The sequence below is a fragment of the Nonomuraea polychroma genome, assembly GCF_004011505.1.
Classification (GTDB): Bacteria; Actinomycetota; Actinomycetes; order Streptosporangiales; family Streptosporangiaceae; genus Nonomuraea; species Nonomuraea polychroma.
Genome location: NZ_SAUN01000001.1, coordinates 3,412,088 through 3,425,006, shown reverse-complemented (window position 1 = coordinate 3,425,006; position 12,919 = coordinate 3,412,088). Strand labels below are relative to the sequence as shown.

The window sequence follows — 12,919 nt, the reverse complement described above, 5'->3', positions numbered from 1 at the left end:
CACAACGGCCACGCCATCGAGCTATGCGAAGCCGGGGGCGGGCTGCCACAGGCTGATCTGCGTCCCCTGGTCATCGGTACAGGTGCAGCCGTGCCCGGACTTGCTCTCGAACATCTCGCCGGTGCTGCCGCCGAGCTTGCGCACCTGCTCGACGGCCGCGTCGATGTCGCTCACGTGGTAGTACAGGTTCGGCTGCGAGGACGGCCCGTCGGACACGAAGCCCATCGGCACGGCCGTGTTGGTGACGTGCAGATACCGCTCGTGCTCGCGGGTGAACTCCCAGCCGAACAACGCCCCGTAGAAGGCGGCCGCCCGGTCCAGGTCCGCGACCGACAGGGTGTAGTAGCCGAGCTCGACACTCATCTACGAACCTCCGCAATAATTGCCGCTATCGTTAAACATCGACAGCCTAACGGAAGCAGGCAAATATTAACAGCGACGTTAACGATATGGCGGAGCTCGACGCGACGCTGGCGGCGCTCGCCGACCCGACCCGGCGCAAGGTGATCGACCTGCTGCGCCAGGGCCCGCGCCCGGCCGGCGAGCTGGCCCAGGCCGTGCAGATGAGCGCCCCCGCCCTCAGCAGGCACCTGCGCGTGCTGCGGGCCGGCGGGCTCGTACACGCCGAGACCGGCGGGACCGACGCCCGGCTGCGCCTCTACACGCTGCGCCCCGAGCCGTTCGCGGCGCTGCAGGCGTGGCTGGACCAGGTGCAGGCGTTCTGGGCCGAGCAGCTGGGCTCGTTCAAGGAACACGTCGAACGCACGCAGGAGGACACTTCGTGAATGCGGTCCAGGCCAGCGTCACCGTCCCGGTCGACCCGGCGACCGCCTTCCGGATCTTCACCGACGAGATCGACAGCTGGTACGTCCGCGGCCGCCACAGCTGGGTCGACCCCGACCGCGCCGTCGGCATCCGGTTCCAGGACGGCTACCTGCGCGAGCTGTGGTCCGACGGCGGCCACGTCGACACCGGCAAGATCATCATGTGGGAGCCCCCGCGCCGCCTCGTCTGGGCGGACCTCATCAACGAGACCGGGCAGATGGAGATCGAGGTGGCCTTCAGCCCGGTCGACGGCGGCACCGAGGTCGTGCTGGAACACCGCGGCCTGGACACGCTGCCGCCCGACGTGGCCGGGCGGATCCGGCGCGGCTACTCCTGGAACATCGTCCTGCGCTGGTACGCCGACCAGTGGGAGCGCTAGCGCCGGCCGTACTTCTTGTGCACGGCCTGCTTGCTCACCCCGATCGCGTCGGCGATCTGCGCCCAGGCCAGCCCCGCCACGCGGGCCCGCCGCACCTGCACCGCCTCCAGGCGCTCGATCTCGCGGCGCAGCGCGGTCGTGGCGTGCAGGGCCAGCAGCGGATCGTCGTCCTGCGCCTGCCGCATCAGGGCCGCGAGGTCGTTCGTCATGCCCCCACGGTAGTCCCGATCGTCACCTGGATTCGACCACCAGCCGCACACCCAGCCCGATCAGCACGACGCCGGAGATCCGCTCCAGCGTGCGCCGCACCGCCGGGCGTCCCAGCCACTCCTTGGCCTGGGCGACCGCCCAGACGAGCAGCCCGTACCACAGCAGGTCGATCAGCACCCACACGACGGCCAGCGTCACCAGCGTGACCGGCACGTTCTGCCCCGGCGGGACGAACTGCGGCAGGAACGACATCGCGAACACCGCCGCCTTCGGGTTGGCCAGGCATGTGCCGACCCCCGCCAGGTACGCCCCGCGCCACCCCGGCGCCGTGGCCACCTCAGGCGGCGGCGCGCCCTTGCGGGCCTGCCACAGCGACTGCGCGCCCATCACGACCAGCACCACGGCGCCGGCCACGCGCATCACGTCGTAGGCCAGCTGGGAGGCCACCAGCAGCGCCGACAACCCGAACGCGGCGGCCAGGCCCCACAGCAGGATGCCGGTCTCGTTGCCGAGTGTGGCCGCCATGCCGCTGCCACGGCCGGCCCGCAAGGTCTGGCGCAGGATGATGGCGGTGCTGACCCCGGGCACCATGGCCACCAGGACGCACGCACCCGCGAACGCGAGAAGATACATGCCGACGATCATGACAGAAACGGCCCGGGAATCTCCTCCGGATTTTCAGCCGTAGAGCTTGCTCAGCTCGGCGACCGCCTCGCGCATCATCACGCGCAGCTCCGGCGGCTCCAGCACCTCGACGTCCGCCCCCATGCGCAGCAGCAGCCAGCGCGCGTGCGTGAGCGACTCGACCGGCAGGGCCAGCGTGACCCACCCCTCCGGGTCGGTCTCCCCGGCGGCCGCCAGCGCGGCGTCGACGACGTCACGGCCCATCGTGTACGCCAGCAGCTCCCCTCGTCCCGGGGCGAGCTTGACCACGACCTCGGCGGTGTACATCCGCTCGCGGAACTCCTTGGCGTACGCGGTCCAGAACGCCGTCAGCTCGAACCCCTCCGGCCGCGGGAAGTGCCCGGGCAGCGTCTCCAGCGTCAGGATGCGCGCCACCCGGTACGTGCGCGGCGAGGCCCCCGGCGGGGCGGCCACCAGATACCAGGACCCGCCCTTGAGCACCAGCCCGTACGGGTGGATCACCCGGTCGACCTCCTGCTGCCCCCAGCGCCGGTACGTCATGTGCAGCGGCCGCTGCTCCCACACCGCCTCAGCCACCTCGCTCAGGTGCGGCACGTCGTCGCCCGAGCGATACCAGCTCGGCACGTCCAGCAGGAACCGCTCCCGGATGCGCGAGGCGTGCGAGCGCGGCTCGGGCGGCAGCGCGGCCAGCAGCTTCAGCTCGGCGGTGGCCGCCACCTCCGCCAGCCCCAGCTCGGCCGCCGGCCCCGGCAGCCCGGCCAGGAACAACGACGACGCCTCCTCGGCGGTCAACCCGGTCAGCCGGGTGCGGTAGCCGTCCAGCAGCTGATAACCGCCCGCGGGCCCGCGGTCGGCGTAGACGGGCACGCCGGCCGCCGACAGCGCCTCCACGTCGCGGTAGACGGTGCGGACCGACACCTCCAGCTCCGCGGCCAGCTCGGGCGCGGTCATACGGCCGCGTGTCTGCAGGAGCAGCAGGAGGGAGAGCAGGCGGCTGGCGCGCATACCCGCCATTGTATTGCGCACATAGGGCGTGTTTATATGAACACGTGGAACGTTTGCAATCCATCATGAACGCCTTGCGCACGCAGGACAGCGTCACGGTCGCCGAACTGGCCGCCGAGCACGGCGTGTCGGAGATGACCATCAGGCGCGATCTGGACGAGCTCGCCCAGCAGGGTGTGGTGCGCCGGGTCAGGGGCGGCGCGCTGTCGCTGCTGCTGCGCGGCGAGGAGCCGCCGTTCGGCGTGCGCGAGCGCGAGGCGGTGGAGGCCAAGAAGCGCATCGGCGCCGAGGTCGCCGGCCTGCTCGCCGACGGCGAGGCGGTGGTGCTGGACGGCGGCACGACCGCGCTGGAGGTCGCCCGCGCGCTGGTCGACCGCCGGCTGACCGTGCTGCCGCTGGCCCTGCAGCCGGTGCCGCTGCTGGCCGCCGCCCCGCGAGTCCGGCTGGTGCTGCCCGGCGGCGAAGTACGCAAGGGCGAGCTCAACGTCATGGGACCGCTGACCGAGAGCTCCATCAAGGCGCTGCGCTTCGACACCGCGGTGGTCGGCTGCTGCGGCCTGTCGGCCGAACACGGCCTGACAGCGCACGACCTGCCGGAGGTCGCGGTCAAGCAGGCCGCCATCGCCTCGGCCCGGAGGGTGATCGTGGTGTGCGATTCCGGCAAGTTCTCGCGTACGGCCTTCGGCGCGGTCTGCCCGATCTCGCGGCTGGACGTGGTGGTGACCGACTCCGGCATCCCGCGCGAGCAACGCGACGCCCTGGTGGCGGCGGGCGTGATCGTCAGGGAAGTCCCCCTCGCGGGCGAGCCCGGATGAGGCGCGAGCGCACCGCCGTCTGCCTGCTGTTCTTCCTGGCCGGCGCGGCCATCGGCACGTGGACCGCCCGCATCCCCGCCATCAAGGAACGCCTCGGCCTCGGCGAAGGCCACTTCAGTCTCGCCCTGCTGGCCATCGCCGCCGGCGCGATGATCGGCATGACGGCGGTGGGCCGCCTGGTCGACCGGCACGGCAGCCACCGCGTGATGATCCCGGCGGCGCTGGTGCAGGGGCTGGCACTGGTCCCGGCCGCGTACGCGCCGGACCTGGGCGTGCTGGCCGCGGCGCTGCTGCTGTTCGGTGTCGCGCACGGAGTGCTGGACGTGGCCATGAACGCCAACGCCGTCGAGGTCGAGCGGGCCGGCGGACGACCGGTCATGTCGTCGTTCCACGCCGTCTTCAGCCTCGGCGGGTTCGCCGGGGCCGGCACCGGCGGCCTGTTCGCGCACCTCGCGCTGACGCCCGCGGCCACGTTCTGGTCGGTGGGGGCGGTCATCGCGGTGCTCGCCTGGTGGGCCGGGCGGTGGGCGCTGCGGACCGCCCCCGCCCGGGGACCGGCCGCGGCGGGCCGGGCCCGGCTGCCCAAGGGAACGCTCTTCCTGGGCGTGCTGGCGTTCTGCTGCCTGGTGGGCGAAGGCGCGGCGGCCGACTGGAGCTCGGTCTACCTGCGCGAGGACCTTGGCGCCTCGCCGGGGTTCGCCGCCGCCGGCTACGCCGCGTTCTCCCTCATGATGACCGCCGGCCGGCTGGCGGGAGACCGGCTGGCCGCCAGGTTCGGGCCGGTGCCGCTGGTGCGCTGCTGCGGGCTGCTGGCCGCCACCGGGCTGGGACTGGCGCTGCTCGGCGGGCATCCGCTGGCGGGCGTGGCCGGGTTCGGCTGCTTCGGGGCGGGATTGTCGTGCATCGTGCCGCAGGTGTTCTCGGCCGCGGGGCACCGGGATCCGGCCTTCGCCGGGCGGGCGCTCGCACGGGTGGCATCCATCGGATACCTCGGGTTCCTGACGGGACCCGTGCTTATCGGGGCCGCCGGCGAGGTCGCCGGGCTGCCGCGGGCGCTGGCCGTACCGGCGCTGCTGGCCGCGTTCGTCGCCTTGACCGCCACCGCCCTGCGCACACCCGCGACCGAGCCCGCGCGCTCCCGTTGAGGGGCTCAGCCTCGAGTGCGGCTCAGCTTTGAGAAGGGCTCAGGCGAACTGCTGCCAGCCAAGCCTGACCACCATCGCCGCCACGACGCACAGCAGCACGATCCGTACGAAGGCGGCACCCCGCTTCAGCGCCATCCGCGCGCCGACCTGGGCGCCGGCCACGTTGCACACCGCCATCCCCAAGCCCAGCGCCCACTGCACGTGCCCCTGCAGCCCGAACACCACGAGCGCGCCGACGTTCGTCCCGATGTTGATGATCTTCGCGGAGGCCGACGCCGAGACGAAGTCCAGCCCGAGGATGGTGGTGAAGGCGATGATGAGGAACGTTCCCGTGCCCGGCCCCATGATGCCGTCGTAGAACGCGATCCCCACCCCGGCCACCGCCACGGCTGCCAGCACCCTGGCGTCGGTGCGCAGATGCGGCCGCGGCACCGCCCCGAACGACGGGCGCAACGTCACGAACGCCGCCACCGCCAGCAGCACCACCATGACGGCGGGGCGCAGCACCTCCGCGGAGATCGCCGCCGCGGCCCACGCCCCCAGGCCCGCGCTCAGCACGGCCAGGGCCGCGCCGGGGATCGCCACCTGGCGGTCGACCTTGGTGGAGCGGGCGTAGGCGACGGCTGCGGAGGTGGTGCCGAAGACGGACGACAACTTGTTGGTGGCCATCGCCTCGACGGTGGGCATGCCAGTGATCATGATGGCGGGCAGCTGCAGCAGCCCGCCGCCGCCCACGACGGCATCGACCCACCCGGCGCCTGCCGCTGCGACCAGCAACACCAGGACCTGCTCCAGCGGCACGCCACTCCCCCGATTTCCCCCAAGAAAACCCCAAGAGTGTACAAGTGCCGCATTAGCCACTATTCGCCGGGTGGCGGGGGCGATCAGTCCTCGGCGGCCAAGGCCCGGAGGATGCCCGCGGTCAAAGCCGCACGTTCGATCATGCCGTCCACGCTGATGTGCTCGTGCCGCGCATGTGCCCCGGCTCCGACGGCGCCCAGGCCGTCGAGGACGGGTAGGCCCAGCGCAGCGGTGAAGTTGCCGTCGCTGGCCCCGCCGACCGAGCATTCGCGCAGGTCCAGGCCCATGTCGAGGGCGGCCGCGCGGGCCAGGGCGAACAGCCGCGCCGTGCCGGGCCCGCGCTCCATGACGGGGCGGTTCCACCCGCCGCGCACCTCGATGGAGGCCCGGGGGTCGTGGGGCCGCAGGACGGCGAGGGCGGCGTCCACACGGTCGGCCTCCGCCCGGCTGGCGACCCGGACGTCCACCTCGGCCCGCGCCGCACCGGCGACCACATTGGAACCGGTGCCGCCCGACACGACGCCCACATTGACCGTCGTGCCCGCGCCGGGGTCGGCCAGGTCGTGCAGCCACCGCACGGCCCTGGCCAGCTCGTCGATCGCGCTGGCGCCCTTGGCGGGCTCCAGCCCGGCATGCGCCTCCACACCGGTGAAGGCCAGGTGGAAGATGCCCACGCCCTTGCGCGCGGTCTTCAACGCCCCGTCCGCACTGGCCTCGAACACCAGCACGGCGGCGGCCTCGCGAGCGGCCTCCTCGATCAGCGGCCGCGAGGCGGGGCTGCCGATCTCCTCGTCGCCGTTGAGCAGCAGCCGCAGCGGCGGGCGCGGCAGCCCCGCGCTCTCCAGCGCGCGCAGCGCCCACACGAGCTGGACCAGGCCCGCCTTCATGTCGAAGACGCCGGGCCCGGTGGCCCGGTCCCCGTCCAGGGTGAACGGCCAGGAACGCAGCGTCCCGGCCGGCCAGACGGTGTCGTAGTGGGCGAGCAGCAGGATCGGGGCGCCACCGCGGCCCGGGTAGTCGTTGATGCGGACGTCGCCGTACACGCCGCCGTCGCCGCGGCCGCCGATGTCGCCGCACGCGCCGCCGTCGATCCGCCGCGTCGCCGCGGGTCGCCCGATCCGGGCCTCCAGGTAGCCGTCGAGCCAGTCCAGGCCCGCATCGAGCAGGGTCTTGTCGTTGCTGGGGGTCTCGAGCGAGACGTACGCGGCCAGGTCGGCGAGCATCTCGGCGCGGTGCCCGCCGATCCAGCCGCGCAGTTCCCCGGCCTCCACCTCGTTCTCCACGGTCATCAGGCGACCTCCTGCTCCTGCTCGTGCTCGTCGAGGCGGGTCCTCGCGCATCGGCCCGCGCCCGGCCTGGACGTCGGCCAGGCGGCACGACAGCAGCCATGCCGGCCCAGGCGAAGACGGTCGCGGTGGTGGTGGACTCGGACGGGATGACGACGGGACGACGATGTCGCGCCGGATGGGGCCGGGATCCTCCGGCAGGGTACGCAGCCAAGCCGCCGAACGATCCCTCGCCCCCTGTCATACCCGCTCCGGACCGCGGGTAGCCCGAGCAGACCGGCAGCGGAATCGAACACACCCGCCTACTTCAGTCGCACCGCCGCCGCACCACCACCACGGCGACCGCCACACCGCCGGCCACCGGCCGGGGTCCGAGCACTCGCCATCCACCAGGTCCCCGACGCGAACGCACTGACCGCCCATTCCGTATCAGCGCGAACAGCTCATGCAGCCACCGACGACGCCTACCCTCCTCGGGCGAGGCAGGCGGCGGTCCAGGCGGCATGGCGGCATGGCGGCACGGCGGCATGGCGATGAGCGACGAGCCGATCGGAGGAGCGCCACGTCCCACGCGCATGCCCCTCACGCAACATGCCCGGGGCCGGCTCAGGCGCACGCCACGGCCCCTGGCCGCACGCGTCACAGCGCCACGTCAGGAGCCACAACCAACGCCCCAACGCCACGCGCGACGCCCATGCTTCAGGCCACGCCCTCTCACGACGCACGCCTTGGGCACCTGGCCGCACGCGCCACGCCCCACGCCCCACGCGCCACGCCTCCGACGACTCACGCCTCGAGGCCCCATGGACAACGCGCGACGGGCCACGGTCCACGGGCGACATGGGGAGGCGGCGTGCCCCCGAGAAAGGGCGCGCCGCCTCCGGCGAGGAACGTGGTCAGTGGGCCGGGGCGAGCGTGCGCTTCCTGGAGGCGTAGATGTCGTCCACCAGCCCATACGTCCGCGCCTGCTCGGCCGTGAAGATCCGATCCCGTTCGATGTCCTTCCTGATCTCCAACGGCGACCGCCCCGTGTGCCGCGACAGGATCTCCTCCTGCTGGTCCCGCATCCGCAGGATCTCCCTGGCGTGGATCTCCAGGTCACTGCCCTGCCCGCGCCCGCCCTCGGTCGCCGGCTCGTGCAGCAGCACCCGGGCGTGCGGGAGCGCGGCCCGCTTGCCCGGCGTGCCGGCCGCCAGCAGCACCGCCGCCGCCGAGGCCGCCTCGCCGATGCAGACCGTGTGGATCTCCGGCCGGACGAACTGCATCGTGTCGTAGATGGCGGTCATCGAGGTGAACGAGCCGCCCGGCGAGTTGATGTAGAGGTTGATGTCCTGGTCGGGATCGATCGACTCCAGCGTCAGCAGCTGCGCCATCACGTCGTTGGCGACGGTGTCGTCGATCGGCGCGCCCAGGAAGATCACCCGGTCCTCGAACAGCTTGTTGTACGGGTTCATCTCCTTGATCCCGTACGACGTGCGCTCGGTGAACGACGGCAGCACGTAACGCCCGCTCATCTCAGTTCATCCCTTCGGCGATGTGGTCGACGATTCCGTATTCCAGGGCCTCCTGGGCGGTGAACCAGCGGTCGCGGTCGGAGTCGGCCTGGATGCGCTCCAGCGGCTGGCCCGTGTGGTGGGCGATGATCTCGGCCATCCGGCGCTTGGTGTAGAGCATGTTGTCGGCCTGGATCTGGATGTCGGTGGCCGAGCCGCCGATGCCGCCCAGCGGCTGATGCATGACGATGCGGGAGTTGGGCAGCGCGTAGCGCTTGCCCCTCGCACCCGCGGTCAGCAGCAGCTGCCCCATGGACGCGGCGAACCCCATCGCCACCGTCGTCACGTCGCACGGAATGAACTGGATCATGTCGTAGAGCGCCATCCCGGCGGTCACGGACCCGCCCGGAGAATTGATGTAAAGGGTTATGTCGCGTTTGGGGTCCTCGGCCGCCAGCAATAGGAGCTCCCCGCAGAGCCGGTTGCAAATCTCGTCGTCGACCTCCTGGCCGAGGACCACGATGCGCTCTTTCAACAGGCGCTGGCCGAGCTGGTCCGGCCAGGCCACGCGCTGCGTCTCCGTCATGACGGTCGCCTTTCTGCTCGAGTATTTCTGCGAAAAACGCTAGACCGAGACGACGTGAATTAAGGAATCTTTTCGCTGGCGGCGCATTTCTCTAACGGCGCATTCCACCGAGAGCGAATTTCTCTCGACATACAATCGCGGATGTGCGAAGGACTCTCTTCCGGCGATGGACGTGCCTCATTCTGGGCGGCGCGCTGCTGATGCCGTACATGATGGCCGGCGTCTTGGTCTCGGCCGTCTGGCAGGGCGAGCAGGCGAACCTGTTGCTGCCCGTCCAGGTCGGCGTGTTCGCGGCGGTGCTGCCCGTCGTGGCCGTGACAGGGTTGTTCCTGCCGGTGCGGGGACTGGAGATCAGCGCGGCGCAGGGGCTGCTGGGGGCCCGTGTGGCGGCGCCGCCGCGGCAGCCCGAGCGTCGTTCCTGGCAGGAGCGGCGGCGCACCGCCGCCTGGTTCACGCTGCACCTGACGGTCGGGGGCGTGGTCAGCGGGTTCACGCTGGCGGTCGTGCCGTTCACGGTCTACACGCTCGCGCTGCCGTTCACCGGGCGGGCGGCGGTGGTGCTCGGGTTCACGGTCGCGCCGGGGTGGGCGGCGGCGCTGTGGGCGCTGGCCGGGCTGGCGCTGCTGGCGGCGCTGGTCGCGACGGCGGCGGGGGCGGGCGCGCTGCTGGCGCGGCTGGCGCCCGCCCTGCTCGGCCCGACCCCGTCCGAGCGGCTGGCCGCCGCCGAAGAGCACGCCCGTACGCTCGCCGAGCGCAACCGGCTGGCCCGCGAGCTGCACGACTCGGTCGGGCACGCGCTCAGCGTCGTCACCCTGCAGGCCGCGGCCGCCGGCCGGGTGCTCGACCGCGACCCGGCCACGGCCAGGGCCGCCCTGGCCGCCATCGAGGAGTCGGCCCGCGCCGCCCTCGACGAGCTCGACCACGTGCTCGGGCTGCTGCGCCACGGCGCCGAGACGGAGCGGAGGAGCCCGGCGGGGACGCTGGCCGATCTCGGCGAGCTCGTCGCCGCCTCCGGCGTCCAGGTGCGGCAGGAGGTGGGCGACCTGTCCGGCGTGCCGGCCGCCGTCTCCCGCGAGGCCTACCGCATCCTGCAGGAGGCCCTCACCAACGCCATCAAGCACGGCCGCGGCCCCGTGCGGCTGTCCGCCGCCGTCCACGGCGACGACCTGCGCCTCGAGGTCACCAACCCGGGCGGCGGGAACGCCCCGCGCTCCGGAGGCAGGGGCGTGCCGGGCATGCGCGAGCGCGTCCGGCTGCTGCGCGGCGACCTGGAGGCCGGTCCCGCCGGAGCCGGGTGGACGGTGACCGTACGTCTGCCGCTACGGTCGGCCCCATGACGCTGACAGTCGTGATCGCCGACGACGAAGACCTCGTCCGCACCGGCCTGCGGATCATCATCGACGCCGAACCCGATCTCGCCGTGGTCGGCGAGGCGGCCGACGGCGCGGCCGTGCTGCCCGTGGTGCGCCGCGAGCGGCCCGACGTCGTGCTGATGGACGTGCGCATGCCCGCACTCGACGGCATCCAGGCCACGGCCCGGCTCGTGGCCCTGGACGACCCGCCCAAGGTGCTCGTGGTGACCACGTTCGAGAACGACGACCACGTCTATGACGCGCTGCGGGCCGGGGCCAGCGGGTTCCTGCTCAAGCGCGCCAGGCCGGACGACCTGGTCAAGGCGATCAAGGTGGTGGCGGCGGGCGAGTCGCTGCTGTTCCCGGCCGCGATCCGGGCGCTGGCCGGCGGCCGTACGGCGGGCCGCGCGGCCGCGCCGGGGATCGACCGGCTCACCTCCCGCGAGGGGGACGTGCTGCGGCTGATGGCCAGGGGCCTGTCCAACACCGAGATCGCCGCGGAGCTGGTCGTCGGTGCCGAGACCGTCAAGACGCACGTCGGCAACGTGCTGGCCAAGCTCGGCGCGCGCGACCGCACCCAGGCCGTGATCGCGGCCTACGAGTCCGGCTTCGTCTCCCCCCGCTAGCCGCGACCGGCTCGCGCCCGCCGGTCACCGGATGCCGGCGCGGCGCATGAGCTCCGCCGCGGGCAGCAAGGTGGCCTCGGCGGCGGTCAGGCCCGTGGCGGCCAGCGCACGGTCGACGAGCCGCAACCCCACCGCGTACCCCGCCATGTCGGGGATGCCGCGGGGTTCCTGCCCGAAGCGGCGCATGGCGCTGTCCCCCAGCACGTACGCCGGCGTGTTCCGCATCCCCTCCAGATCGAAGTCCGCCATGATCAGCTCGTACGCGCGGTCGAACTCCTGCCCCGTCACCATCGACGACCACGGCCCCATGGCCTCGGGGCCCGACAGCTCCCGGACGAACGCCTCGGCCAGCCCTTCGGCGACCACGTGCTCGCCCACCGTCACCGTGACCGGGTTCCATTCGACGTTGGTGAAACGCACGTTGTGGTGGAACTCGTGCACCGCGCAGTGCGCGATCCTGCCGATCACCTCCTCCGACGGCCAGGCCAGCAGATACAGCCAGCCGGGCGAGCCGCCCATGCCGTAGTAACCGCCGGAGATCTTCATCAGGTGCTCGTTGTCGGGATTGCCCAGCACGAACATGACCTGCAGCGAGTCGGCCTGCTTGGCCTCGCCCAGCGCCTCGCCGGCGCGTTCCAGCTCGCGCCGCACCTGACCGATGACGTCGGCCTCGATCATGCGCCGGACGGCGGGCAGGTAACGCGGATCGTCGGCGTCGACCCGGAAGCCGCCGCCCTGGTGGTGGATGTCGACGATGTCGCCGGGCACCGGGATCGCCGCGCGCATGGGCGCCAGCATCTCCCGCAGCGCTTCGGGCCGGTCCTCCTGCGGCTTCTCGAGCAGGCCGGCCATCGCCGTGAGCGTGTCGTGAACGATGAATTCCATGCCGAGGACGCTAAAGCCTCACGCCACGTGAGGCTCAAGCGGAATTCACAGCGGTGACTCCTCGCCGGGGTCGTCCCCGGGTGAGCGGCCCGGCGTGGGCTGCCCGCTCTCGGTCGGCGAGGGCGACGGCGACGGCGAGGGCCGCGGCTCCGGCGTCTCCGGGGTCGGCGGCGGCGTCGGCACGAACACCGTTGCCGGCAGCTGCCGGGGCTGCGGCTCGCTCTCGCGCCTGCCGAACAGCAGCAGCAACACGATGGCCGTCACCAGCAGCAACAGCAGCACCAGCGCCAGCGCGGCCAGCAGCACCCGCCGGCGGGTCTCGGTCAGCGGCCGGCGCCGCCTGGTCGGCCCCGGCAGCGCGGGCGCGCGGTCGGTCAGCCAGTACGGGACGAAGTCGGGCCCGTGCGCCTGCCCGATCAGCGTGCCGCCCACCATGACCGGCTCCAGGTACCGCTCGGCCCCCGGCCGCCCGGGCACGTACGGCACCGCCACCCACGGCGCGTGCCCCAGGTCGCTGTCCAGCACCTCGGGCATGCCGTCCAGCACCGCGCCCCGTGGCCTGGACCCTCGGCCCAGCCAGCCGCGCATCCCGGACCGCCCGCCGGCCGCCTCCCTGATCGCCGTCACGAACCGCTCGCGCGCCGCGGCGTCGAACGCGGCCCCCCGGGTCAGCACGGCCAGCGACACCGCGCGGCCGTCGGGCCCCTGGCCCAGGTACACGAAACCGGCGGGCGCCTGATGCAGGCGCGCCTGAACCACATACCGCCCCAGCCGGGGCGGATCGCCGTACTGCAGCGGACTTGCCACGTTTGCCATGAAAGCACAGACGTGGCGTCGTGCACGTTTGCGGCGTGTTTGGTGGAATG

General features: G+C 72.6%; 16 protein-coding genes. 6 read left to right on the top strand and 10 right to left on the bottom strand.

All coding sequences use genetic code 11. The annotated features are described in order from the left end of the window. Positions 1 to 21: 21 nt before the first annotated feature. Positions 22 to 363: a VOC family protein gene (locus tag EDD27_RS15310; protein WP_127933036.1), complete on the bottom strand. Its 342-nt coding sequence runs from the start codon at positions 361 to 363 to the stop codon at positions 22 to 24. 86 nt (positions 364 to 449) lie between these two features. Here EDD27_RS15310 and EDD27_RS15305 point away from each other — a divergent pair, with 86 nt between their 5' ends. Both EDD27_RS15305 and EDD27_RS15300 read left to right on the top strand, forming a co-directional pair. Then, a complete protein-coding gene (locus tag EDD27_RS15305; protein ID WP_127933035.1) occupies positions 450 to 785 on the top strand; it encodes an ArsR/SmtB family transcription factor in 336 nt (111 codons plus the stop codon). Then, on the top strand, positions 782 to 1,204 hold the full coding sequence (locus tag EDD27_RS15300; protein WP_164903618.1) for an SRPBCC domain-containing protein: 423 nt from the start codon (positions 782 to 784) through the stop codon (positions 1,202 to 1,204). Before EDD27_RS15305 ends, EDD27_RS15300 begins: the two co-directional genes overlap by 4 nt. Here EDD27_RS15300 and EDD27_RS15295 read toward each other — a convergent pair. The 3 genes from EDD27_RS15295 to EDD27_RS15285 are packed head-to-tail and all read right to left on the bottom strand — an operon-like array spanning position 1,201 to position 3,064. Beyond that, positions 1,201 to 1,413: a hypothetical protein gene (locus EDD27_RS15295; protein WP_127933033.1), complete on the bottom strand. Its 213-nt coding sequence runs from the start codon at positions 1,411 to 1,413 to the stop codon at positions 1,201 to 1,203. The two genes, EDD27_RS15300 and EDD27_RS15295, sit on opposite strands and share 4 nt — an antisense overlap. Positions 1,414 to 1,435: 22 nt before the next feature. Next, the gene (locus EDD27_RS15290) at positions 1,436 to 2,047 is read right to left on the bottom strand and encodes a LysE family translocator (RefSeq protein WP_241564054.1); all 612 of its coding nucleotides are present in this window, start codon (positions 2,045 to 2,047) and stop codon (positions 1,436 to 1,438) included. 45 nt (positions 2,048 to 2,092) lie between these two features. Beyond that, positions 2,093 to 3,064 carry a helix-turn-helix transcriptional regulator gene (locus tag EDD27_RS15285; RefSeq protein WP_127933031.1) on the bottom strand — a complete coding sequence of 324 codons (972 nt, stop codon included), beginning with the start codon at positions 3,062 to 3,064 and terminating at the stop codon, positions 2,093 to 2,095. Positions 3,065 to 3,108: 44 nt separating this feature from the next. Between EDD27_RS15285 and EDD27_RS15280 the strand changes: the two genes are divergently transcribed. Beyond that, positions 3,109 to 3,879 (top strand): DeoR/GlpR family DNA-binding transcription regulator, encoded by a 771-nt coding sequence (locus EDD27_RS15280; protein ID WP_338324645.1) that lies wholly within the window; start codon positions 3,109 to 3,111, stop codon positions 3,877 to 3,879. Further along, the gene (locus tag EDD27_RS15275; RefSeq protein WP_127933030.1) at positions 3,876 to 5,024 is read left to right on the top strand and encodes an MFS transporter; all 1,149 of its coding nucleotides are present in this window, start codon (positions 3,876 to 3,878) and stop codon (positions 5,022 to 5,024) included. Before EDD27_RS15280 ends, EDD27_RS15275 begins: the two co-directional genes overlap by 4 nt. Positions 5,025 to 5,063: 39 nt before the next feature. On the opposite strand, the gene EDD27_RS15270 is transcribed toward EDD27_RS15275, so the two are convergent. From EDD27_RS15270 to EDD27_RS15255, 4 genes are all read right to left on the bottom strand, one after another. Next, entirely contained in the window at positions 5,064 to 5,825 is a 762-nt protein-coding gene (locus EDD27_RS15270; RefSeq protein WP_127933029.1) for a TSUP family transporter, read from the bottom strand. Between the two features lie 83 nt (positions 5,826 to 5,908). Continuing rightward, positions 5,909 to 7,114, bottom strand: coding sequence for a M20 family metallopeptidase (locus EDD27_RS15265; protein ID WP_127933028.1), 1,206 nt, complete (start codon positions 7,112 to 7,114; stop codon positions 5,909 to 5,911). Between the two features lie 893 nt (positions 7,115 to 8,007). Continuing rightward, complete coding sequence (locus EDD27_RS15260; RefSeq protein ID WP_127933027.1) at positions 8,008 to 8,625, bottom strand: ATP-dependent Clp protease proteolytic subunit; 618 nt, start codon at positions 8,623 to 8,625, stop codon at positions 8,008 to 8,010. Between the two features lies 1 nt (position 8,626). Beyond that, positions 8,627 to 9,190, bottom strand: coding sequence for a ClpP family protease (locus EDD27_RS15255; protein WP_127933026.1), 564 nt, complete (start codon positions 9,188 to 9,190; stop codon positions 8,627 to 8,629). A 143-nt stretch (positions 9,191 to 9,333) separates the two neighbouring features. Between EDD27_RS15255 and EDD27_RS15250 the strand changes: the two genes are divergently transcribed. Then, complete coding sequence (locus tag EDD27_RS15250; RefSeq protein WP_127933025.1) at positions 9,334 to 10,527, top strand: sensor histidine kinase; 1,194 nt, start codon at positions 9,334 to 9,336, stop codon at positions 10,525 to 10,527. Then, positions 10,524 to 11,168, top strand: a complete 645-nt coding sequence (locus EDD27_RS15245; RefSeq protein WP_127933024.1) for a response regulator — start codon at positions 10,524 to 10,526, stop codon at positions 11,166 to 11,168. The genes EDD27_RS15250 and EDD27_RS15245 overlap by 4 nt, the downstream gene beginning before the upstream one ends. Before the next feature lie 24 nt (positions 11,169 to 11,192). Here EDD27_RS15245 and EDD27_RS15240 read toward each other — a convergent pair whose 3' ends face one another. Together EDD27_RS15240 and EDD27_RS15235 are read right to left on the bottom strand one after the other, a co-directional pair. Continuing rightward, positions 11,193 to 12,053 carry a DUF2268 domain-containing putative Zn-dependent protease gene (locus EDD27_RS15240; RefSeq protein ID WP_127933023.1) on the bottom strand — a complete coding sequence of 287 codons (861 nt, stop codon included), beginning with the start codon at positions 12,051 to 12,053 and terminating at the stop codon, positions 11,193 to 11,195. Positions 12,054 to 12,098: 45 nt separating this feature from the next. Next, entirely contained in the window at positions 12,099 to 12,869 is a 771-nt protein-coding gene (locus EDD27_RS15235) for a hypothetical protein (RefSeq protein WP_241564053.1), read from the bottom strand. Between the last annotated feature and the right edge of the window lie 50 nt (positions 12,870 to 12,919).

What these genes read in the sequence shown, in the direction of transcription:
- EDD27_RS15310 (WP_127933036.1), bottom strand. Translation starts at nt 363, where the DNA reads ATGAGTGTCGAGCTCGGCTACTACACCCTGTCGGTCGCGGACCTGGAC.
- EDD27_RS15305 (WP_127933035.1), top strand. Translation starts at nt 450, where the DNA reads ATGGCGGAGCTCGACGCGACGCTGGCGGCGCTCGCCGACCCGACCCGG.
- EDD27_RS15295 (WP_127933033.1), bottom strand. Translation starts at nt 1,413, where the DNA reads ATGACGAACGACCTCGCGGCCCTGATGCGGCAGGCGCAGGACGACGAT.
- EDD27_RS15290 (WP_241564054.1), bottom strand. Translation starts at nt 2,047, where the DNA reads ATGTATCTTCTCGCGTTCGCGGGTGCGTGCGTCCTGGTGGCCATGGTG.
- EDD27_RS15285 (WP_127933031.1), bottom strand. Translation starts at nt 3,064, where the DNA reads ATGCGCGCCAGCCGCCTGCTCTCCCTCCTGCTGCTCCTGCAGACACGC.
- EDD27_RS15275 (WP_127933030.1), top strand. Translation starts at nt 3,876, where the DNA reads ATGAGGCGCGAGCGCACCGCCGTCTGCCTGCTGTTCTTCCTGGCCGGC.
- EDD27_RS15265 (WP_127933028.1), bottom strand. Translation starts at nt 7,114, where the DNA reads ATGACCGTGGAGAACGAGGTGGAGGCCGGGGAACTGCGCGGCTGGATC.
- EDD27_RS15260 (WP_127933027.1), bottom strand. Translation starts at nt 8,625, where the DNA reads ATGAGCGGGCGTTACGTGCTGCCGTCGTTCACCGAGCGCACGTCGTAC.
- EDD27_RS15255 (WP_127933026.1), bottom strand. Translation starts at nt 9,190, where the DNA reads ATGACGGAGACGCAGCGCGTGGCCTGGCCGGACCAGCTCGGCCAGCGC.
- EDD27_RS15245 (WP_127933024.1), top strand. Translation starts at nt 10,524, where the DNA reads ATGACGCTGACAGTCGTGATCGCCGACGACGAAGACCTCGTCCGCACC.
- EDD27_RS15240 (WP_127933023.1), bottom strand. Translation starts at nt 12,053, where the DNA reads ATGGAATTCATCGTTCACGACACGCTCACGGCGATGGCCGGCCTGCTC.
- EDD27_RS15235 (WP_241564053.1), bottom strand. Translation starts at nt 12,869, where the DNA reads ATGGCAAACGTGGCAAGTCCGCTGCAGTACGGCGATCCGCCCCGGCTG.